Annotated in this window: 23 protein-coding genes; 15 read left to right on the top strand and 8 right to left on the bottom strand. The window is 66.2% G+C overall.

Annotated elements, in window-relative coordinates; translation table 11 throughout:
- Positions 1 to 40: 40 nt before the first annotated feature.
- From trpB to purB, 5 genes are all read right to left on the bottom strand, one after another.
- Positions 41 to 1,261: a tryptophan synthase subunit beta gene (gene trpB / locus RIA72_RS09905; RefSeq protein ID WP_350032017.1), complete on the bottom strand. Its 1,221-nt coding sequence runs from the start codon at positions 1,259 to 1,261 to the stop codon at positions 41 to 43.
- A 101-nt stretch (positions 1,262 to 1,362) separates the two neighbouring features.
- Positions 1,363 to 1,992 (bottom strand): phosphoribosylanthranilate isomerase, encoded by a 630-nt coding sequence (locus RIA72_RS09900; protein WP_350032016.1) that lies wholly within the window; start codon positions 1,990 to 1,992, stop codon positions 1,363 to 1,365.
- A 102-nt stretch (positions 1,993 to 2,094) separates the two neighbouring features.
- Positions 2,095 to 2,769, bottom strand: a complete 675-nt coding sequence (gene pyrF, locus RIA72_RS09895) for an orotidine-5'-phosphate decarboxylase (protein ID WP_350032015.1) — start codon at positions 2,767 to 2,769, stop codon at positions 2,095 to 2,097.
- Positions 2,766 to 3,104, bottom strand: a complete 339-nt coding sequence (locus RIA72_RS09890; RefSeq protein WP_350032014.1) for a lipopolysaccharide assembly protein LapA domain-containing protein — start codon at positions 3,102 to 3,104, stop codon at positions 2,766 to 2,768. The genes pyrF and RIA72_RS09890 overlap by 4 nt, the downstream gene beginning before the upstream one ends.
- A gap of 194 nt (positions 3,105 to 3,298) precedes the next feature.
- Positions 3,299 to 4,609 carry an adenylosuccinate lyase gene (purB, locus tag RIA72_RS09885; protein WP_350032013.1) on the bottom strand — a complete coding sequence of 437 codons (1,311 nt, stop codon included), beginning with the start codon at positions 4,607 to 4,609 and terminating at the stop codon, positions 3,299 to 3,301.
- Positions 4,610 to 4,799: 190 nt separating this feature from the next.
- Between purB and RIA72_RS09880 the strand changes: the two genes are divergently transcribed.
- Both RIA72_RS09880 and RIA72_RS09875 read left to right on the top strand, forming a co-directional pair.
- Positions 4,800 to 5,084, top strand: coding sequence for a hypothetical protein (locus RIA72_RS09880; protein ID WP_350032012.1), 285 nt, complete (start codon positions 4,800 to 4,802; stop codon positions 5,082 to 5,084).
- Positions 5,085 to 5,107: 23 nt separating this feature from the next.
- Positions 5,108 to 5,584, top strand: coding sequence for an EF-hand domain-containing protein (locus RIA72_RS09875; RefSeq protein ID WP_350032011.1), 477 nt, complete (start codon positions 5,108 to 5,110; stop codon positions 5,582 to 5,584).
- Between the two features lie 73 nt (positions 5,585 to 5,657).
- Here RIA72_RS09875 and rnk read toward each other — a convergent pair whose 3' ends face one another.
- Positions 5,658 to 6,074, bottom strand: coding sequence for a nucleoside diphosphate kinase regulator (rnk, locus tag RIA72_RS09870; protein ID WP_350032010.1), 417 nt, complete (start codon positions 6,072 to 6,074; stop codon positions 5,658 to 5,660).
- A gap of 223 nt (positions 6,075 to 6,297) precedes the next feature.
- Positions 6,298 to 6,981 (bottom strand): RadC family protein, encoded by a 684-nt coding sequence (radC, locus tag RIA72_RS09865; protein WP_350032097.1) that lies wholly within the window; start codon positions 6,979 to 6,981, stop codon positions 6,298 to 6,300.
- 206 nt (positions 6,982 to 7,187) lie between these two features.
- Between radC and RIA72_RS09860 the strand changes: the two genes are divergently transcribed.
- The 8 genes from RIA72_RS09860 (at position 7,188) to RIA72_RS09825 (ending at position 13,751) form a co-directional block, all read left to right on the top strand.
- Positions 7,188 to 10,358 (top strand): intermembrane phospholipid transport YdbH family protein, encoded by a 3,171-nt coding sequence (locus RIA72_RS09860; RefSeq protein WP_350032009.1) that lies wholly within the window; start codon positions 7,188 to 7,190, stop codon positions 10,356 to 10,358.
- Positions 10,355 to 10,570 carry a YnbE family lipoprotein gene (locus tag RIA72_RS09855; protein ID WP_350032008.1) on the top strand — a complete coding sequence of 72 codons (216 nt, stop codon included), beginning with the start codon at positions 10,355 to 10,357 and terminating at the stop codon, positions 10,568 to 10,570. Before RIA72_RS09860 ends, RIA72_RS09855 begins: the two co-directional genes overlap by 4 nt.
- 14 nt (positions 10,571 to 10,584) lie before the next feature.
- The gene (locus RIA72_RS09850) at positions 10,585 to 10,989 is read left to right on the top strand and encodes a YdbL family probable chaperone protein (RefSeq protein WP_350032007.1); all 405 of its coding nucleotides are present in this window, start codon (positions 10,585 to 10,587) and stop codon (positions 10,987 to 10,989) included.
- 212 nt (positions 10,990 to 11,201) lie between these two features.
- The gene (locus RIA72_RS09845) at positions 11,202 to 11,522 is read left to right on the top strand and encodes an AtpZ/AtpI family protein (RefSeq protein ID WP_350032006.1); all 321 of its coding nucleotides are present in this window, start codon (positions 11,202 to 11,204) and stop codon (positions 11,520 to 11,522) included.
- Positions 11,523 to 11,590: 68 nt separating this feature from the next.
- Positions 11,591 to 12,376 carry a F0F1 ATP synthase subunit A gene (locus RIA72_RS09840; RefSeq protein WP_338425584.1) on the top strand — a complete coding sequence of 262 codons (786 nt, stop codon included), beginning with the start codon at positions 11,591 to 11,593 and terminating at the stop codon, positions 12,374 to 12,376.
- A 40-nt stretch (positions 12,377 to 12,416) separates the two neighbouring features.
- Positions 12,417 to 12,644: a F0F1 ATP synthase subunit C gene (locus RIA72_RS09835; protein ID WP_003044110.1), complete on the top strand. Its 228-nt coding sequence runs from the start codon at positions 12,417 to 12,419 to the stop codon at positions 12,642 to 12,644.
- Positions 12,645 to 12,726: 82 nt separating this feature from the next.
- Positions 12,727 to 13,224 (top strand): F0F1 ATP synthase subunit B family protein, encoded by a 498-nt coding sequence (locus RIA72_RS09830; RefSeq protein WP_350032005.1) that lies wholly within the window; start codon positions 12,727 to 12,729, stop codon positions 13,222 to 13,224.
- Positions 13,221 to 13,751, top strand: coding sequence for a F0F1 ATP synthase subunit B family protein (locus RIA72_RS09825; RefSeq protein WP_350032004.1), 531 nt, complete (start codon positions 13,221 to 13,223; stop codon positions 13,749 to 13,751). The genes RIA72_RS09830 and RIA72_RS09825 overlap by 4 nt, the downstream gene beginning before the upstream one ends.
- Before the next feature lie 261 nt (positions 13,752 to 14,012).
- On the opposite strand, the gene RIA72_RS09820 is transcribed toward RIA72_RS09825, so the two are convergent.
- Complete coding sequence (locus RIA72_RS09820; RefSeq protein WP_350032003.1) at positions 14,013 to 14,732, bottom strand: SDR family oxidoreductase; 720 nt, start codon at positions 14,730 to 14,732, stop codon at positions 14,013 to 14,015.
- A 68-nt stretch (positions 14,733 to 14,800) separates the two neighbouring features.
- Between RIA72_RS09820 and uvrC the strand changes: the two genes are divergently transcribed.
- The 5 genes from uvrC (at position 14,801) to RIA72_RS09795 (ending at position 20,474) form a co-directional block, all read left to right on the top strand.
- Positions 14,801 to 16,738 carry an excinuclease ABC subunit UvrC gene (gene uvrC / locus RIA72_RS09815; protein WP_350032002.1) on the top strand — a complete coding sequence of 646 codons (1,938 nt, stop codon included), beginning with the start codon at positions 14,801 to 14,803 and terminating at the stop codon, positions 16,736 to 16,738.
- A gap of 155 nt (positions 16,739 to 16,893) precedes the next feature.
- Positions 16,894 to 17,286, top strand: a complete 393-nt coding sequence (locus RIA72_RS09810) for a PaaI family thioesterase (protein ID WP_350032001.1) — start codon at positions 16,894 to 16,896, stop codon at positions 17,284 to 17,286.
- On the top strand, positions 17,274 to 18,026 hold the full coding sequence (recO, locus tag RIA72_RS09805; protein WP_350032000.1) for a DNA repair protein RecO: 753 nt from the start codon (positions 17,274 to 17,276) through the stop codon (positions 18,024 to 18,026). The genes RIA72_RS09810 and recO overlap by 13 nt, the downstream gene beginning before the upstream one ends.
- A 155-nt stretch (positions 18,027 to 18,181) precedes the next feature.
- A complete protein-coding gene (gene leuB, locus RIA72_RS09800) occupies positions 18,182 to 19,255 on the top strand; it encodes a 3-isopropylmalate dehydrogenase (RefSeq protein WP_350031999.1) in 1,074 nt (357 codons plus the stop codon).
- 13 nt (positions 19,256 to 19,268) lie between these two features.
- Complete coding sequence (locus RIA72_RS09795) at positions 19,269 to 20,474, top strand: trans-sulfuration enzyme family protein (protein WP_350031998.1); 1,206 nt, start codon at positions 19,269 to 19,271, stop codon at positions 20,472 to 20,474.
- The last annotated feature ends 7 nt before the right edge of the window (positions 20,475 to 20,481 follow it).

Genomic DNA, 20,481 nt, shown 5'->3' with positions numbered 1-20,481 from the left:
TCCGGAATGACGATGACCGCTAGAGTATGCCGAGATTTCATTAGAGCTTCACCCCCAGCGCATCGGCCACGGTAAAGATATCCTTGTCCCCCCGGCCCGAGCAGTTGACGATGATGATCTTGTCCTTGCCGAGCGTCGGCGCGATGCGTTCGGCGGCGGCGATAGCATGTGCGCTTTCGAGCGCCGGGATGATGCCTTCGAGTTTTGTCAGCTTCTGGAAGCTGGCGAGGGCCTCTTCATCGGTGACGGGCTCGTAGCGAACGCGGCCGATGTCGTGGAGCCAGCTATGTTCCGGCCCGATGCCCGGATAGTCGAGACCCGCAGAGATGCTGTGCGCCTCGGTGATCTGGCCGTCCTCATCCTGCAGCAAATAGGTCTTGTTGCCGTGGAGGATGCCCGGGCGCCCGCCCGCGAGGCTCGCGGCGTGCTTGCCGTCCAAGCCTTCGCCCGCCGCTTCGACGCCGACGATCTCGACGCCGTCGTCGTCGAGGAACGGGTGGAACAGCCCGATCGCGTTCGATCCACCGCCGACCGGGGCGATCAGCATGTCGGGCAGGCGGCCTTCGGCTTCGAGGATCTGCGCGCGTGCCTCGTCGCCGATCACCGACTGGAAGTCGCGGACGAGTTCGGGATAGGGGTGCGGGCCCGCCACCGTGCCGATGATGTAAAAGGTGTCGTGGACGTTCGCGACCCAGTGGCGCAGCGCCTCGTTCATCGCGTCCTTCAGCGTCTTGGCACCGCTCTCGACCGCGACGACTTCGGCGCCGAGCAGCTTCATGCGGAACACATTGGGCTGTTGCCGCGCGACGTCGACCGCGCCCATGAAGATGGTGCACGGCAGACCGAAGAGCGCCGCGACGGTCGCGGTCGCGACGCCGTGCTGCCCCGCGCCGGTTTCGGCGATGATGCGCGTCTTGCCCATCCGCTTCGCGAGCAGGATCTGGCCGATGCAATTGTTGATCTTGTGCGCGCCGGTGTGGTTCAGATCCTCGCGTTTGAGGTGGATTTTCGCGCCGCCCAAGTGCTCGGTCAGCCGCTGCGCGAACCACAGCGGGCTCGGACGGCCGACATAGTTTTTGAGCAGGTAATCGAACTCGGCCTTGAACGCGGGGTCGGCCTGCGCCGCGCGATAATGGCGTTCGAGATCGAGGATCAGCGGCATCAGCGTTTCGGCGACATAGCGGCCGCCGAAATCGCCGAAATGGCCGCGCTCGTCGGGGCCGGAACGGAGGCTGTTCGGTAGGGTGGGGGCGTCGGTCATCACTATATCCATCGGTTACGGGTCGGCGTTCACTTGAAGACAGGTCTCAAGCGATCAGCGCCATCGTATCCCGATGCGCAGGACGAGGGGGTGCAGCGTCGTCATCGTCCCGCCGCTTTAAGGAAAGCGGCGACCTTGTCCACATCCTTGACGCCGGGGGCGCTTTCGACGCCCGACGAGACATCGACGAGCGGCGCGCCCGTTTCGGCAATCGCCTGCGCGACATTGGCAGGGGTCAGCCCGCCCGCGATGCCCCAATCCATTGTATGCCGGTGATTTTTAAGGAGCGACCAGTCGAAGCGCGTTCCCGTGCCGCCGGGGAGCGCAGCGGCGGGAGCATCAAACAGGATGCGGTCGGCGATCCCGCGATATTTCTGCATCCGGGTGAGGGTTTCGGCATCCTTGAGCCCGATGGCCTTCCAGATTTCGGCGGGCGCGAGCCGCTTGACGACCGCGAGCCATTCGGGCGTCTCGCTGCCGTGAAACTGAACGATGTCGGGGCGCACCATGCCGAGCGCGTCGCCGGTCAGTTGCTGCGAGGCGTTGACGAGCAACAGCGCGACCTTGACGTGCGATCCCGCGCGCTTGCGAAGCTCCGCCGCGGTTTTGAGGTCGACGTGGCGCGGGCTCGGCTCGTAATGGACAAGGCCGATGTGGGTGGCGCCGTGGCGGATGGCGGCATCGACGCCTTCGGGCGTGGAAAGGCCGCAGATTTTGACGAATGGGGGCATGGTGTCTTCCTGTCGTCATCCCGGCGAAGGCCGGGACCTCGCCGGCGCGATAATGACCTGAGGGCGAGATCCCGGCCTTCGCCGGGATGACGGATGGGAGCTTTACAGCGTCGCTTCGATTTCGCGTGCGGCGAGGTCGGGGTCCTGCGACTGGCTGATCGGGCGGCCGACGACGAGGATCGAGGCGCCGTCGGTCATCGCCTGTGCGGGCGTGACGATGCGTTTCTGGTCGCCGGTCCGGCCGTTCGCCGGACGGACGCCGGGGACGACGAAAAAGCCGCCAGGCCACGCCTTGCGCGCCGATTTCACCTCCTGCCCCGAACAGACGATGCCGTCGAGCCCCGATTCGCGCGCGAGCGCGGCGAGGCGGACGACCTGGTCGTGCGGGGTGCCCGCAACGCCGATGTCGCCCAAGTCGGGGGCATCGAGGCTGGTGAGCACGGTGACGGCGACGACCTTGGTATCCTTGCCCGCCACGGCCTTGGCCTCTTCCAGCATCGCGCGGCCGCCCGCGGCGTGGACGGTCAGGATCGCGGGTTCGAGCGGTCGGAGCGCCTGGATCGCCTTTGCCACCGTGTTCGGAATGTCGTGGAGCTTCAGGTCGAGGAAGATCGGCAGGCCGAGCTTTGCCATCTCGTGCACGCCATGATGCCCGTTGGCGCAGAAAAATTCGAGGCCGAGCTTGAGGCCGCCGATATGGTGCCGAACCTTTTGAGCAAGGGTGAGCGCGGCGTCGAGATGCGGGGTGTCGATGGCGAGGTAGAGGGGCGAGGTCATGGCTTGTCCGGGGAGAAGAGGTCGGTGGGGGCAGGGGGGATGTCATTGACCGGCGCGGCTGCCGGCGCAGGCTCGACCGGGCGATGCGCGAGCGCGCGCAGGTCTGCCGCCTGCCGTTCGCTCGCGTCGAGGCGGCGCTTCAGCGACCAGCGCGTCGTGCGCAGCGCGATCCACATCGGCAGCGCGCCGATCAGGAAGGCGGCGAGGATGACGACGGGCAGCTTGGTCTCGGCTTCCCAACCCGGCCAGATGGTGACGGTGACGACCTGCCAGTTCGCCATCGCAAAGATGACCAGCACCGCGGTCAGTATCACCCAGATGATCGTTCGCACCATGCCCACCTTGCCTTGCTCCCTCTGCCGGTCCGGCCTGGACACTATGACAGATTGCGGCGCGATTCCAGCCCGGACGCCATTGTCCCGATCATCGTCATCCCGGCGAAGGCCGGGATCTCAACGGCGTAGCGAAGCGCAACGGCGAAATCCCGGCCTTCGCCGGGATGACCGAATGGGCTGGGCGGGTCGTGCGTTCAGCCGAATACCCGGTCGAAGATCGTGTCGATATGCTTCATATGATAATCGAGATCGAACAGCGCGGTCAGCTGGTCCGCGGACAGCCGCGCGGTGACGTCGGCATCGGCTTTCAGCAGTTCGAGCAGCGACAGCTGGCCGTCCGATTCCCACACCTTCATCGCGTTGCGCTGAACCAGCGCATAGCTGTCCTCGCGGCTGGCGTCGGCCTGCGTCAGCGCGAGCAGCACGCGCTGCGAATGGACGAGCCCGCCCATTCGGTCGAGATTTTTTTGCATCCGTTCGGGATAGACGAGCAATTTGTCGATGACGCCGGTAAGCCGCGCGAGCGCGAAGTCGAGCGTGATCGTGGCGTCGGGGCCGATGAAGCGTTCGACCGACGAATGGCTGATGTCGCGTTCGTGCCACAGCGCGACATTCTCCATCGCCGGGATCGCGGCGCTGCGCACCATGCGCGCGAGACCGGTGAGGTTTTCGGTGAGCACGGGGTTGCGCTTGTGCGGCATCGCCGACGAGCCCTTTTGTCCGGGGGAGAAATATTCCTCGGCCTCCAGCACTTCGGTGCGCTGAAGGTGGCGGACCTCGACCGCGAGCCGCTCGATCGACGAGGCGATCACGCCGAGCGTCGCAAAGAACATCGCGTGGCGGTCGCGGGGGATCACCTGCGTCGAAACGGGCTCGATCGCGAGGCCGAGCTTGGCCGCGACATGCGCTTCGACGCGCGGGTCGATATTGGCGAAGGTGCCCACCGCGCCCGAAATCGCGCAGGTCGCGACCTCGGCACGCGCCGCCTGAAGCCGCGCCTTGCAGCGCGAAAATTCGGCATAGGCCTCGGCCATCTTGAGCCCGAAGGTGACGGGTTCGGCATGGATCCCATGGCTGCGGCCGATCGTCGGGGTGAGCTTGTGCTCGAACGCGCGGCGCTTGATCGCGTCCAGCAGCGCATCGAGGTCGGCGAGCAGAATGTCGGCGGCCTGCGCAAGCTGCACGGCGAGGCAGGTGTCGAGCACATCGGAACTGGTCATGCCCTGGTGCATGAAGCGCGCTTCTTCGCCGACATTTTCGGCGACCCAGGTGAGGAAGGCGATGACGTCGTGCTTGGTGACAGCCTCGATCGCGTCGATCGCGGCGACGTCGATCGCGGGCTTGGTCGCCCACCACTCCCAGAGCGCCTTGGCGGCCGATTTGGGCACCGTGCCAAGCTCGGCGAGCGCGTCGGTCGCGTGCGCCTCGATCTCGAACCAGATGGAAAAGCGATTCTCGGCCGACCAGATCGCCGTCATTTCCGGCCGTGCATAACGCGGAACCATTGAGTTTCCTTCCTTTTTGGGCGCCTTGTCGCAGTTTCCCGACGGAATCACGACGGGGCGCCCCCTAGCAGGGACGGGGCGTTTCGCCAAATGCCGCGACGCCGCAACCGACCGAAACCGGACGGGTTGCTTCCTTGCCCATCATCAAGGCGACGGGTCGCAAATCGGTCAACGTCGCCGCCAGAGGAGAATGAACGTGCTGAAACATATGCTTTTGATCGGAGCCGTCGCGATCGCCGCCCCAGCGTTTGCGCGGGAGACGCCCCCGGTCGAAGACGAGGCACCGACGACCCAGCCTGCACCTGCGGACGAAGAGCCGGTCGAAGAGAGCGCGCCCGGCGACGAGACCATTACACCCACGGACGAACCGGCACGTGGCGAACCGACGCCTGACGAGACGCCGCCGGCCGAACCCCACCCGCCGACCGACGAACCCGCGAACCCCGACGAGCCGACCGAAGCGGAACCCCGGTAACCGACTTCTTCAGGAGAATGACGATGTTGAAACAGATGCTTTTGATTGGCGCTGCCGCCGCGAGTATTCCGGCGATTGCGCAGACCACCCCGCCCGCGGGCGACCCGACCAATCCCCCGACGACGACCGAACCGGCGACGCCGGCGCCGCTGCCCGATTCGACCAGCCCCGCCCCCGCGCCCGCCCCGGTTCCCGATGCGTCGGTTCCGCCCGCGGCGAGCGAACCTGCGCCGTCGGGAACCGCGGCCACTCCCGCCCAGATCGCGCAGATCGTCGATCAGGAATTTCCGACCTATGACGGCGATGGCAGCGGCGAACTAAGCGAGCCCGAATTCGGTGCCTGGATGAAAAAGCTGCGCGCCGCCACCGATCCGGCCGCCGATCCCGAATCGGCCGAAGTGCAGGCGTGGATCGGGCAGGCCTATGTTGCCGCCGACGCCGACAAGTCGGGCGGCGTGAGCAAGGCAGAACTCACCGCCTTTCTGTCGCGCGGCAACTGATCGCCTTCGCGCCACGGTATGACCGAGCAGCCGCCGGAATGTTCCGGCGGCTGTTTTGGTGCGCGTTTCACAGTCACGCGGCGCGGTCCACCGCCCTTTCGACCTTGAGAATCGTCAATTTGCGTTCGTGGCCGTCGCGGTCGGGCCACAGGATCGACTGGCCTTCGCGCAGGCCGATCAGCCCCGCGCCCACCGGAGTCAGGATGGAGATCCGGCCGGCGGAAATGTCGGCGTCGCCCGGATAGACGAGTTCGACCGTCCGCTCGGCGCCGGTCGCGGCGTCGGCGAACGTGACGCGCGATTGCATCGTCACGATGTCGGAGGGAAAACGCGGGGCGGTGCGGATGGTCGCGCGATTGATCTCGCGCAGCAGCAGGCCGCACACCTGCGGCAGATCGTCTTCCTTGCTGAGCGCCAGTTCGGTCAGCCGGTCGGCTTCGCGGTCGATCATCTGGATGGGCGGGCTCTTCGCCGCGCGAGGGGTCGTCATGGTTCGGGCTTTCGTGACAGGCTGGATGGCGGTCGCAGCGATGCGCCGCCAGGAAACGTCGGTCGAGAGAGGCGCCCCGGGCCCAGGACGCACTGCGCCGGAACCCGGGGCTAGATGCCCGCGAGAAGCTGACCCGCGTGGGAGTGCAAACGAAGAGGGCGCTGCCGAATCTTCATCGCGCGATGATGTCGTGCGCCGCCGGTTTAGTCAAACGCCGCGGCGGTCAGAGCAGCCCGAGAGACCGGAAGCTGCGATGGTCGGACCCTGCGATGATGATATGATCGTGGAGCACAATGCCCAGCCGCGCGCCGGCCTCGGCAATTTCGCGCGTGACGCGAATATCCTGCCGGCTCGGTTCGGGGCTGCCGCTTGGATGGTTGTGGACGATGATGATCGCCGAGGCGCCGAGTTCGAGCGCACGCTTGATCACTTCGCGGACATAGATGGCCGATTGGTCGATCGACCCCTCGCTAGCCAGTTCGTCGCGGATCAGCATGTTGCGCGAATTGAGATAGAGGATGCGCACCCGCTCGACGTCGATCGGCCCCATGTCGGCGCGCAGCCAATCGAGCAGCGCATCCCAGCTGGAAAGCAGCGGCTTGTCGCGAAATTCGCCTTTCAGCAGGCGAAGGCTGGCCGCATGGACGATTTTCAGCGCCGCGATGCCGGTATCGCCAAGGCCGTCGACGCGGCGGAGCGATTCGGGATCGGCGCTGACGAGTTGCGCGAGCGAGCCGAATTCGTGCAGCAGCTTTTTGGCGAGCGGCTTGGTGTCACGCCGCGGAACCGCGAGCGCGAGCAGATATTCGACGAGTTCATAGTCTGCGAGGCCTTCCGCATCGCCCAGCAGGCGGCTGCGCAGCCGCGCGCGGTGCCCAAGGTGATCCGGTGTCTCGCTGTCCCCCATCGCGCCGGGAATAACCGCCTTGTTCGGCGCACTCAACGGCAATAGGACGGCAAGATGGCGAAGCGGACCAATTTGCTGGAGCGAAACGCGATTTCCAGCGTTGCTATCCTGCGCAGGATGGGGCCGAGGGACGATATTTCGCACGCCATGACGGCAATCGACGCTCTTCTTTATGAGCCCGCGGCGGTGGGGTCCGGGGTTGTGGCATGACCGCGGCGGAAGAAGCACCGCGACGGCGCGGGCGCCCCCGGAAACTGCTGTTCAAAAAGCGCTGGATGACGGCCGGCGCGGTGGCCGCGCTGGCGGCGGGGACGTGGCTGGCGCGCGAACCGATCGCCGACGAATTCATCCGCGGCCAGCTCGAAAGCCGCGGGGTGCCGGCGCAATATCGTATCGATTCCATCGGCTTTCGCAGCGAAAGACTGTCGAACATCGTCATCGGCGATCCGGCGCGCCCCGACCTCACCGCCGCGAATGTCGAAGTGCTGCTCGGCTATGGCCTGACCGGCCCCTATGTGTCGGAAATCCGCGCCGAAGGCGTGCGCCTTTACGGGCGGTTCGTGGACGGCCGCTTGTCCTTCGGCGCGCTCGACCGGTTCCGCGATCCCGACAGCAAAGATCCCTTTGCCTTGCCCGACCTGTCGGTGATGCTGCGCGATGCGCGCGCACGCGTCGAAACGCCGTGGGGCGATGTCGGCGCCGCGCTGAACGGGGCGGGCAATCTTCGCGACAATTTTGCGGGCAAGCTAGCGCTCGTCGCGCCGCTGCTGGCGGCGGCGGGGTGCAGCGTGCGCGGGGTCAGTTTTTACGGCGATGTGCGCGTGCGCGATGTGCGCCCCGCGCTGGCCGGGCCGCTGCGCGGGCAGGCGCTGAGCTGCGCCGAGGGCACGGTGCGGGCTTCGTCGCCCGCGGTCGCGATTGACGTGTCACTGTCGGAAGATTTGCAGCAGTGGCGGGGCAGTGCCGACGCCAGCATTGCTTCGCTGGTCGCCGCATCGCTTCGCGCCGACCGGCTGGGCGTGCGCGCACGTTTCGACGGCAGCGCGGTGCAGACGAAGCTCGACATTGCCGCGGACATGGCGCGGCTGCGCGGGCCCGCTTTTGCCGCTGGAACGGTGCGACTCGACGCAAAGGGGAGTGTCGGGAGCGCTGCGCCGCGCCTCGAAGGATCGGTCGAGTTCGCAAATGCCAGCGCGAGTGCTGCAGCGCGGCGCACGATCGTCGAAAGCGCGCGTGGTCTGGACGGCACGCCCATCGGCCCGCTCGCGACGAAAGCGGCGGCGGCGATCGGCCGCGCGCTGGCGAGCGCAAGCGGGCGCGCGGGTTTCGAGCTGGTGGGCGAAGGGTCCCTGGCGCGCGTCGACCTGATCGCGCCGCGGCTCATAAGCGCCAGCGGTGCGCGGTTCACCGGCAGCGCGGACAGCCGCATCGGCTATCTTTACGGTGCCGAACGACCCGCGTTGCTGGCCACGGGTGAATGGAGCCTGGGCGGCGGCGACCTGCCCGCGGCGACGATTGAACTCGATCGCCGCGCCGACGGCAGCCTGCGCGGCGAAGCGCGCTTTGCCGTTTATGAAGCGCGGGGCAGTCGTCTGGCGATCGATCCGGTGCGTTTTGCGGGCGGTGCTGGCGGAACGCTGCGCTTTGCAACGACCACGCTGTTGTCGGGGCCGCTGGGGGACGGGCGTATCGAGCGGTTGCGCGTGCCGCTGGCGGGGACGCTGGCTCCGACCGGCGCGTTCGCGCTCAATGGCGGATGCCACCGCGTCGGCGCCGAACGGATCGAAGCCGGTGGCTTTCGCCTGGCACGGAGCGCGATCGACCTGTGCAGCCGCGCAGGGGCGCCACTGCTCAGCGCCGGACCGGGCGGACTGCGTGGCACGATCCGCGTGCCGCGCATCGCCCTTGCCGGAACGAGCGGCGAATCGCCGCTGCGTATCGCGAGCGGGCCGGCGACCATCGACCTCGCGACGCGGCGCTGGACGCTGTCGGCGGCGGATTTCCGGCTGGGCGAGGGCGAGAGCGTCACCCGTTTCAGCGCCGAGAGCGTTTCCGGCCACACGGCGGGGCGGGGCATGGCGGGCGAACTGGCCGGCGCGGCGGCGAAAATCGGCGCGGTCCCGCTCGACATGAGCGAGATCGCCGGCGGGTGGCGCTGGGCCGATGGCGCGCTGACACTGGAAGGCGGCCTGAGGCTGACCGACAGCGCGGCGCCCGATGCGCGCTTCTACCCGCTCGTCAGCCGCGATGCCGTGCTGCGCTTTGCCGATGGCGCGATCGAGGCGACGGCGGGTTTTGCCGAGCGCGCGACGGGCACAAAAATCCTCGATACGGTCATTCGCCACCGCTTTGCCGACGGCAGCGGCGCCGCCGACCTGAATGTGGAGGAGCTACGTTTCGACGAGGCGTTCCAACCCGACCAGCTGACCTATCTCGCGAAGGGCGTCGTTGCCAATGTGCAGGGATCGGTCGTCGGTGACGGCCGGATCGAGTGGGATGCGGCGGGCGTGACCAGCCGCGGCACCTTTGCGACCGCGGGAACCGACCTTGCCGCGGCTTTCGGTCCGGTAACGGGCCTGACCGCCACGCTCAGCTTCGACGATCTGATCGGCCTGCGCTCGGTGCCGGGACAGATTGCGCGGATCAAGGAGGTCAACCCCGGCATCCCGGTGCGCGACGGCGAGATCGAATATCGGCTGCTCGGCGACAATCGCGTGCGGATCGAAGGCGGACGCTGGCCTTTTGCGGGCGGCGAGCTTTTGCTGCATCCGGCGACGCTCAACTTCGCCGCCGACCAGCCGCGGCGGATGACCTTCGACGTGGTGGGCGTCGATGCCGCGGTATTTTTGCAGAGCTTCGGATTCGACAATATCAATGCGACGGGCAAGTTCGACGGCACGCTTCCGGTCGTGTTCGACGGGCTGGGCGGGCGGATCGAGGGCGGACGCATCGACGCACGCGAAGGCGGCGGTACGCTCGCCTATGTCGGCGAACTCACGAACCGCAACCTTGGCGCGATCGCCAATTTTGCCTTTGGCGCGCTGCGCAGCCTGAAATATGACGATCTGACGATCGTGCTCAACGGGGATCTCGACGGCGAAATGGTGACGGACATCCGCTTTGGCGGCGTGGGGCAGGGCGAAGGCGCGACGCGCAATTTCTTGACTCGCCAGGTCGCGCGGCTGCCGCTCGTTTTCAACGTCAAGATCACGGCGCCCTTCCGCCAACTGCTGACCTCGGCGAAGGGGTTTTACGATCCGTCGCTGCTCATCGAACAGAATCTGCCGGCGCTGATGCGCGCGCAGGAAGAAGCCGAAGCGGCCGCGCGCGGCGCCGCTCCTCCCGTTCAGCCCCCAGCAAGCGAGCCTGTGCAATGAATATGACCAAGACCGGAGCAAGGAGGCTGGCCATAACGAGCCGCTGTCTGGCGGTAACGATTGCGATGTCGGCCATGATGGGCTGCGTCCAGATCGAAACGCCGGACAAGCCGATCGAAATCAACCTGAACATCAACATCCGGCAGGAAGTGGTGTACAGGCTGGATGGCGATGCCAAGAAGCTCATCGAGCAGAATAGCGAGATATTCTGATGACAGGGATGAATATGATGCGTTGGAATACAGGAAAAACAACCGGATTGGCGCTTGCGGCCGTCGCCGCGACCGCAGCCGTGGCGCTGGCCGTGCCGTCGGCGATGGCGCAGCGCGATCCCGCTTATGCCGCCGCGCGCGCCGCGGGACAGATCGGCGAGCAGCCCGACGGCTATCTGGGCTTCGCCACCGCGCCGACGCCGGCGATCCGCGCGCTGGTGCAGGACATCAATATCAAGCGCAAGGCCGCTTATACCGAGCGTGCGCAGGCGACGGGGAGCACCGTCGAGCAATTCGCCTTCACCAGCGGATGCAACCTGATTGCGAGCACCAAGCCGGGTGAGAAATATCTGACCCCCGGCGGCGCGTGGAAGACGCGCGACGCAAGCCCGCCCGAACGCGACGCGCGCTGTCCGTAACGCATTTACGCATAACGGGGGCCCCGCGGGGCCCTTCAGATGCCGCCGCGCCCCTAAACGCGGCGGCATTTTCGTGTGCACAAGCGAAGCATTGACTTAATCGGGCGGCGTTCCTAAACGGGCCGCGCCTTAGGGGTACCCCGAATTTTCGGGCCTTTTTTTGCAGGCGGAATCGGGATTTTCCGGTTTCGTTTCAGGAGGATGGCGAGAGAATGACGGGCAAGGGCAGCGATCCGGAACTTGGCTCGGAGGATTCGCGCCTGGTCTCGCTCGAAGAGCGATTGGACCGGGCCGAAGCCGCAGAGGCAAGGCGGACCGCAGCAAACGCCGGACCGGAATCCGATGCCAATTACCGGCTCGGCAACCGGGTATTGGCGGAGTTGCTGGGCGGATTGATCGGCGGCGGCCTGTTCGGCTGGCTGATCGATCGGTTCGCAGGCACCGAACCCTGGGGGCTGTTGGGCATGTTGTTCATGGGCATCGTCGTGGCGTTCCGGAACATCATTCGCTTGACAACAACGCCGCGCAAATAGCGGGGCGCAAAGGACATTGTTGGCGGGACGGCCGGGTGTGCCGCCCCGCATTGCGTGTGGAGTGAAGAGTGGCGGCGGAATCCGGCAAGATCGACCCGATGCACCAGTTTGAGGTGACGCCGCTGGGCGGCGGTTTCAACCTCGGCGGGCAGGAAGTGCTGTTCACCAACAGCGCGCTGTGGATGGTGGTCGCCGCAATCGCGCTCGGCCTGTTCATGTGGGGCGGAATGCGTCGCCAGCTCGTTCCCGGCCGCTGGCAGGCCGCGGTCGAAGGCTTCACGGGCTTCATTTCGAGCATGATGATGGCAAATATCGGCACCGAAGGCCGCAAATATACGCCCTATGTCTTCTCGCTCTTCATGTTCATCCTTTTCTGCAACCTGCTCGGCATGTTGCCGCTGGGCGTGCTGGGGCTCCACCCCTTCACCGTCACCAGCCATATCGCGATCACCGGCGTCCTCGCGCTGATCAGCTTCGCGATCGTGCTCGTTGTCGGTTTCTGGCGCCATGGTCTCCACTTCTTTTCGCTGTTCGTGCCGCACGGTACGCCGCTGCCGATGATACCGATCATCGCGCCGATCGAGTTCGTGTCGTTCATGGTCCGTCCGTTCAGCCTCGGCCTGCGGCTCTTCGTCGCGATGACCGCGGGGCACGTGCTGCTGAAAGTGCTGTCGGGCTTTGTCATCAACGGTTTCAACGCCGAAACCTTGTGGCTCGGCTCGATCGTTTCGGTGCTCAGCTTCACGCTGATGATCGGCATCAGCGCGCTCGAACTGCTCGTCGCCGGCATCCAGGCCTATGTCTTCGCCCTGTTGACCTCGCTGTATATCAACGACGCGGTCAACCTTCACTAATCCCGTTTATAACAAACGTTTACACCAAGGAGTTACGATAATGGACGCAGAAGCAGCAAAGCTGATCGGTGCTGGCCTGGCCGCGATCGGTGCCGGCATGGCCGCGATCGGCGTGGGTAATGTGTTCGGCAGCTTCCTCGAAAGCGCGCTGCGCAATCCGGCCGCTGCCGACGGCCAGCAGGGCCGCCTGTTCATCGGCTTCGCCGCTGCCGAACTTCTCGGCCTGCTGGCGTTCGTCGTTGCGATGATCCTGCTCTTCGTCGTCTGATTTCGGACGATCATGGCGCCGTCGGCTCGCTTGGAGCCGGCGACGCCATGCAGGTTTTTCAAGTTTTCAAGGTTCGCCTTTCATGCCCCAGATAGCCCAGCTTACCGCTGACAATTGGTATCTTGCCTCGCAGCTTTTCTGGCTGCTGGTCGTATTCGCCGGCATTTATGTCGTGATCGGCCGCGGCATGTTGCCCAAGATCGAAGCGACGGTGGACGCGCGCGACCGCAAGGTTGCCGACGATCTTGCGGCGGCTAAAGCGGCGCATGCCGCCGCCGATACGCTGGAGGAAAGCTATCGCCAGCAGGGCGAGGCGAGTCGTGCCGCGGCGCAGAAAGCTGTGGCCGAAGCCAAGGACAAGGCCGCGAAAGACGCCGAAAAGCGTCTGGCCAAGGTCGACGCCGAACTCGCGGCCAAATTGTCGGCAGCCGAATCGGACGTCGCCGCGGCGCGCAGCTCGGCGATGGCCGAGATCGAAGCCGTGGCCGCCGAGGCGGCGGGCGAACTTGTCGCCAAGCTGTCGGGCGTAAAAATTGCCGCGGCGGATGCCAAGGCGGCGGTGAAGGCGGTTCTTAAATGACTGATTTGACGCTGATACTGGCCGAAGGGGCCACCGAACCCACCGCGTTTGGGCTGAATGCGACCGTCTGGGTGTCGATCGCGATGCTCGTTTTTCTGGGCATCCTGGTCTGGAAGGGCGTGCCCGGCGCGATCGGCGCGATGCTCGACAAGCGGATCGCGGAGATTTCGAAGCAGCTGAGCGAAGCCGAGCAGCTGCGGCTCGACGCCGAATCGCTGAAGGCCGAATATGAGGCGAAGCTCGCCGACGCCGCGAAGGAAGCCGATGAGATGCGCGCGCGCGCCGATGCCGAGGCTGAAGCGCTGATCGCCAAGGCAAAGGCCGACGCGACCGCATTGATCGCGCGCCGCAAGCAGATGGCCGAGGAACGCATCGCCGCGGCCGAAGCCAACGCGCTGAGCGAAGTGCGCACGGCAGCCGCGAAGGCGGCGACCGACGCGGCGGCGAAGCTGATCGCCGACAAGCATGACGCCGCCGCCGACAAGGCGCTGGTCGATCAGGCTATTGCGGGCGTCGCCAAGGGCTGACGCGCGGTGACATGACCGGAAACAGGGCGCCCGCGGTATGTCCGCGGGCGTTTTGGTGTGCGGTGTCGTGGCTGGAGCGCCCGGGCTGGCAGCGGATGGAAAGCGGACCTTTCGTGCATCGTCATCCCGGCGAACGCCGGGACCTCGCCTTATCGGGTTACTGCACCGGTGAGATCCCGGCCTTCGCCGGGATGACGGACCTGAAGATGCCCGCTCCCCACCCCAGACCAGGCTTCGGCACGGATAATCCGGCCCGGCCGGTCAATAGCGGATCATGATCCGCCGGGCGAGCGCGGGTGAGATGCTGTGGACCAGTTGCAGCATCTTCACCATCCCGACATTGACCTCTTTTTTTCCGGTACGGATGCCGTGGACGATTTCGGCGGCGCAGTCGTGCGCGCGCATCTTCTTGCCCGCGCGCCCGGCGGTCATGCTGGTTTCGACGACGGGCGGCAGCGCCTCGATCACGCGGACATTGCTGTCTTTGAGCTGATGCCGGATCGCCTGCGTATAGCTGCGCAGCGCGGCCTTGGTCGCGCAATAGATGGGGCCGCCGGCGCGCGGCGCGATCGCCAGGCCCGAGGTGACGTTGACGATCGCCGCCTCGCGCTGCGCGCGCAGCACGGGCAGCAGGCGGGTGCAGAGCGCGATCGGCGCGTCGAGATTAGTGCGGATGCAGTGCGCCGCGCTGTCGAGCGCCGCGGGATCGTCGAGCTCGTAGGCGCTGCCGACCCCGGCATTGTTGACGAGCAGCGCGAGCGGCTTGCCCGCCACGCCCCCGACCACTGCGTCGATCCCCGCCGGCGTCGACAGATCGCCCGCGATCGTGCCGAAACCCAGCGCCGCCATCGCGTTCAGCTTGTCCGCGGACCGGCCGCTGACGATCACTTCGGCGCCGATCCCCTGCAATTGCAGCGCGATTTCGCGCCCGATGCCGTCGCTGCCGCCCGTGACCAGCGCCAGTTTCCCCCGTAACTCCATAAGACCCCTCCCATGTTTTACCGCGCGCACTATGGCGGGTCGTATCACCTTCGCCTACATGAGAAATCATGGCCCGCCCGAACGCTCCCGACCGATTCAACGAGGAAAAGGCCACCTATGTCGTGCGCGGCAGCGGGGACGAGGATGGCGACAAGCCCGACCTCGAGCGCGGCGCCGAAGCGATCCGCGCGGTGGTGCGGAAATTGCCCGCGCGGCCCGGCGTGTACCGGATGCTCGATGCGCGCGGCGACGTGCTTTATGTGGGGAAGGCGCGCGCGCTCAAGAACCGCGTCGCCAATTATACGCAAGTCGCGCGCCTGCCGCAGCGGTTGCAGCGCATGGTGTCGCAGACGCGCGCGATGGAGATTGTTACGACGACGAGCGAGGCCGAGGCGCTGCTGCTCGAGGCGCAGCTGATCAAGCGGTATCGCCCGCCCTATAATGTGCTGCTGCGCGACGACAAAAGCTTTCCCTTCATCCTGCTGCGCACCGATCACGACTTTCCGCGCGTTCAGAAGCATCGCGGCGCGCGGCGCGCCAAGGGGCGCTATTACGGCCCCTTCGCGAGCGCGGGGTCGGTCGGGCGGACGCTCAACGCACTGCAGAAGACCTTTCTGCTGCGAAGTTGTACCGACAGCTTCTTCGCCAACCGCTCGCGCCCGTGCCTGCTTTACCAGATTCGCCGCTGCTCGGCGCCGTGTGTCGACCGTATTTCCAAGGCGGATTATGCCGGGCTGGTGAGCGACGCGCAGGACTTCCTCGAAGGTCGCTCGACCGCGGTGCAGAAGCGGCTGGGCGACGCGATGACCAAGGCCGCCGACGCGATGGATTATGAGCAGGCGGCGGTGCTCCGCGACCGGTTGAAGGCGCTGACCTTCATCCAGGGCAGCCAGTCGGTACACGCCGACGGGCTGGGCGACGCCGATGTGTTTGCGCTCGCGGCGAAGGGCGGGCAGCTCTGTATCGCGGGCTTCTTCATCCGGGGCGGCCAGAATTGGGGACATCGCAGCTTTTTCCCGGCGCATGTTGCCGGCGTCCCCGAGGCGGAGGTGATGGCGAGCTTTCTGATGCAATTTTATGAAGGCGTGCCGCCGCCGAAGCTGATCCTGGTCGACCGCGAGCCCGACGATTGCACGGTGCTGGCGGAAGCGCTCGGCGAAACCGCCGGGCGCAAGGTCGAGATCAGCGTGCCGCAGCGCGGCAACCGCAAGCGGCTGCTCGACCAGGCGGTGCGCAATGCGGGCGAGGAGCTCGACCGGCGGCTGGCCGAGAGCAGCAGCCAGGCAAAGCTGGGACGCGAGTTGGCAGACTTGTTCGACCTCGACGATCCGCCGCAGCGGATCGAAATATACGACAACAGCCATATTCAGGGCACCAATGCGCTGGGCGCGATGGTGGTCGCGGGCCCCGAGGGCTGGATCAAGGGCGCGTATCGCAAGTTCAACATCAAGCGCGCCGAAACGCAGCCCGGCGACGATTTCGCGATGATGCGCGAGGTGTTCCAGCGCCGCTTCGCGCGCGCGATCGAAGAGGATCCCGAACGCACGCAGGGCGAATGGCCCGACCTGGTGCTGATCGACGGCGGCAAGGGACAGGTTTCGGCGGTCGCGGCGGTCTTTGCCGAGCTGGGTATCGACGATCTGCCCTTTGTCGGCGTCGCGAAGGGCCCCGATCGCAACGCCGGGCGCGAGACCTTTTACTTGCCCGACGGGCGCGAATTCACGCTGCCGACGAACGATGCGGTACTGTTCTATATCCAGCGGCTGCGCGACGAGGCGCATCGTTTCGCGATCGGCGCGCACCGGCAAAAGCGCGCGAAGGCCATGGGCAGCTCGCCGCTCGACGAGGTGCCGGGCATCGGCCCTGCGCGCAAGAAGGCGCTGTTGATGCACTTCGGCACCGCGCGCGCGATCCGGGGCGCGAGCCTGGAGGATCTGAAAAAGGCGCCGGGCGTGAGCGCGGGGGTCGCGCAGGCGGTGTATGATTTTTACAATCCGGGGGGGTAATAAACAAACCACGCCCTCCCCTTCAGGGGAGGGCAGCGAGACTTGCGAGCTTGCTCGCTAGTCGCAGCGGGTGGGGCCAGCGGCCTAGCGCAAGGCCGATGGCCCCACCCCAACCCCTCCCCTGAAGGGGAGGGGCTTGCGTAGGAGCCGAGACTATGGATTTCGCCGCCACCATGCCACTCGCGGGAACGCTGGGCGTCACCATCGACGAAGCCGGAAAGGATCGCGTCGCGGGCAAGCTGCCCGTCCGGCCCGAAATCTGCACCGCGGGGCAGATCGTCCACGGCGGCGCGATCATGGCCTTTGCCGACTGCCTTGGCGCGGTGGGCGCTTTCCTGACCCTGCCCGAAGGCGCGACCGGCACGACGACGATCGAAAGCAAGACCAATTTCCTCGGCGCGGGACCGGTCGGATCGGTGCTGGTCGGCGAAGCGATCCCGGTGAAGATCGGCAAGCGGCTGTCGGTATGGCAGACGCGCATCCGCACCGCGGAAGGAGCCGAGGTTGCGCTGGTGACGCAGACGCAGATGGTGCTTTGGCCAGCCTGATCGCCGACGCGATCGTCTGCGCGGTGCGCGCGCATGGCGAGCATGGCGCGATCCTGCGCGCGCTGACGCATGAGGCGGGGCTGGTCGCGGGATATGTGCGCGGCGGGCGGTCGCGACGCCTGCGGCCGGTGCTGGTGCCCGGCAATCTTGTCGCGCTCGAGCTGCGCGCGCGCAGCGAAGAGCAGCTCGGCGGCGCGACGGTCGAATTGCAGACGAGCCGCGCCCCATTGCTCGCCGAGCCGCTGGCGGCGGCGGCGATCGATTGGGTGACGAGCCTGACCGCGGCGACGCTGCCCGAAGGGCAACCCTATCCCGCGCTCTATGCGGTTCTGGCGGCGGTGCTGGAGGCAATCGGCGTCGCGCCCTCGGCACGGCAATGGGCCCTCGCGCTCGGCCGATATGAATTGCTGCTGCTCGCCGAGCTGGGCTTCGGGCTCGATCTTGGCGAATGCGTCGCGACGGGAGTGCGCGAGGATCTGGCGTTCGTCAGCCCCAAAAGCGGCCGCGCGGTGAGCGCGGCGGCGGCGGCGGGTTATGAAAAGCGGCTGCTCCGCCTGCCGCCCTTCCTGCGGCACGACCATGCCGATGCGGCGGAGAGCGAACCGACGATGACGGACGTGCTCGATTTCCTGACGATCACCGGCCATTTTATCGACCGCGACCTGCTCGACGGACGCAACCGCGACTTGGCGGGCGTGAGGCAAAGATTGATCGATCGGCTGAAGAGGGCGGTTGCGTGAGGCGGCGGCGCTGCCTAGAGCGGCGGCGTCCCTGAGCGACAAGCTCCGTGCTCCCGCGAAGGCGGGAGCCCATCTCCGGTCGGCGCCCCCGTGGAACCGGCACGTGATGGGGCCCCGCCTTCGCGGGGACGCGGGAAGTTTGTCGCCACGGCACAATGAATCCGCGAAGGGGTCCTGAATTGAAAATCCTGCTGCTGGCTGGCGATGGTATCGGTCCGGAAATCATGGCGGAGGCCGAAAAGGTCCTTGACCGGCTAGCGATCCCGGTGACGCTCGACCGCGCGCTCGTCGGCGGGGCGGCTTATGAAGTGACCGGCCACCCGCTCCCGCCGGAAACGCTGGCGAAGGCGAAAGCCGCCGACGCGATTCTGTTCGGTGCTGTCGGCGATCCGCGCTTCGATACGGTCGAGCGCCACCTGCGCCCCGAACAGGCGATCCTGGGGCTTCGCTCGGAGCTTGGCCTGTTCGCCAACCTGCGTCCGGCAAAGCTGTTCGCAGGGCTTGAGGACAGCTCGGCGCTGCGGCCCGAGATCGCGTCGGCTATCGACCTCCTGATCGTCCGCGAGCTGGGCGGCGACGTCTATTTCGGCGAAAAGGGTATGCGCACCACCGCGAATGGCGAGCGCGAAGGCTATGACGTCATGGCCTATGGCGAAAGCGAAGTGCGGCGCATCGCGCATGTGGCCTTTCGCGCGGCGCAGGGCCGCAGGGGCCGGCTCTGCTCGGTCGACAAGGCGAATGTGCTCGAAACCTCGCAGCTGTGGCGCGACGTGGTGATCGAGGTTGCGGCAGAATATCCCGACATCGAGCTCAGCCATATGTATGTCGACAATGCCGCGATGCAGCTGGTGCGCAATCCGGGTCAGTTCGACGTTATCGTCACGGGCAATCTGTTCGGCGACATATTGTCCGATCAGGCGTCGATGTGCGTCGGTTCGATCGGACTGCTGGCGTCGGCGTCGCTCGGCGACGGCACGCGCGGCCTTTACGAACCGATCCACGGGAGCGCGCCCGACATCGCCGGAAAGGGCATCGCCAATCCGCTTGCCATGATCCTGTCGCTGGCGATGTTGCTGCGCCATTCGGCTGGCGACGAGGCAAGCGCGGCGCGGATCGAGTCGGCGGTGGGCCGGGTGCTCGCCGATGGCTGTCGCGGCGCCGACCTCGGCGGCAATATGGGAACCGCGGCGCTCGGCGATGCCGTGGTTTCGGCACTCACAATCTCGTGATACGGACAAAAGAATGAAAAAGACGACGGGTTTCGATCGCAGCAGGACGAGCCACTGGCACCCCGCGACGCAGGCGGTGCGCGGCGGAACCTGGCGCAGCGAGCATGGCGAGACGTCCGAGGCGCTCTTCCTTACCTCCGGCTATACCTATGACAGCGCCGAGGAAGTCGCCGCGCGCTTCGCGGGCGAAGCGCAGGGCATGACCTATTCGCGCCTCCAGAATCCGACGGTGGCGATGCTCGAGGAGCGCATCGCGCTGATGGAGGGGGCGGAAGCCTGCCGGACGCAGGCGACGGGCATGGCGGCAATGACCGCCGCGCTGCTCTGCCAATTGTCGGCCGGCGATCATATCGTCGCGGCGAAGGCGGCGTTCGGGTCGTGCCGCTGGCTGGTCGACCATCTCTGCCCCCGCTTCGGCATCGAGACGAGCGTGGTCGATGGGCGCGACAATGACGCGTGGGAAAAGGCGATCAAGCCGAACACCAAGGTTTTTTTCTTTGAAACGCCGGCGAATCCCACGATGGACATCGTCGATATGCGGCATGTCTGCGCGCTGGCGAGGGCGCACGGCATCATCACGGTGGTCGACAATGCCTTTGCGACGAGCGTGCTCCAGCGTCCGATGGATTTCGGCGCCGATGTCGTCGCCTATTCGGCGACCAAGCTGATGGAGGGGCAGGGGCGCGTGCTGGCGGGCGCCGTCTGCGGAACCGAGAAGTTCATTACCGAGGTGCTGCTGCCGTTTCAGCGCAACACCGGACCCAATCTGTCGCCGTTCAACGCCTGGGTGGTGCTGAAGGGGCTCGAAACGCTCGACCTGCGCGCGCGGCGCCAGTCCGAGAATGCGCTCGCAGTGGGCAAGTTCGTCGAAAGCCGCGTGCCAAAGATCCTGCACCCCGGCCTCCCGAGCCATCCGCAACATAATCTGGCGAAAAGTCAGATGGACGATTGCGGGCCGATTTTTTCCTTCGTCCTCGAAGGCCGCGAACAGGCGATGGCGCTGCTCAATGCGCTCGAACTTGTCGATATTTCCAACAATATCGGCGATTCGCGCAGTCTTTGCTGTCACCCCGCCTCGACCACCCATTATGGCGTCAGTGCCGAGGCGCGGGCCGACATGGGTGTTGTCGAAGGGATGCTGCGCATCAACATCGGTCTTGAAGACCCGCGCGACATCATTGCCGATCTGGACCAGGCATTGACCCAGGTGGGGCTTTAGGCGAATC

It is taken from the genome of Sphingopyxis sp., from assembly GCF_040216815.1.
Lineage (GTDB): Bacteria > Pseudomonadota > Alphaproteobacteria > Sphingomonadales > Sphingomonadaceae > Sphingopyxis.
This window is presented reverse-complemented; position numbering and strand designations above follow the sequence as displayed.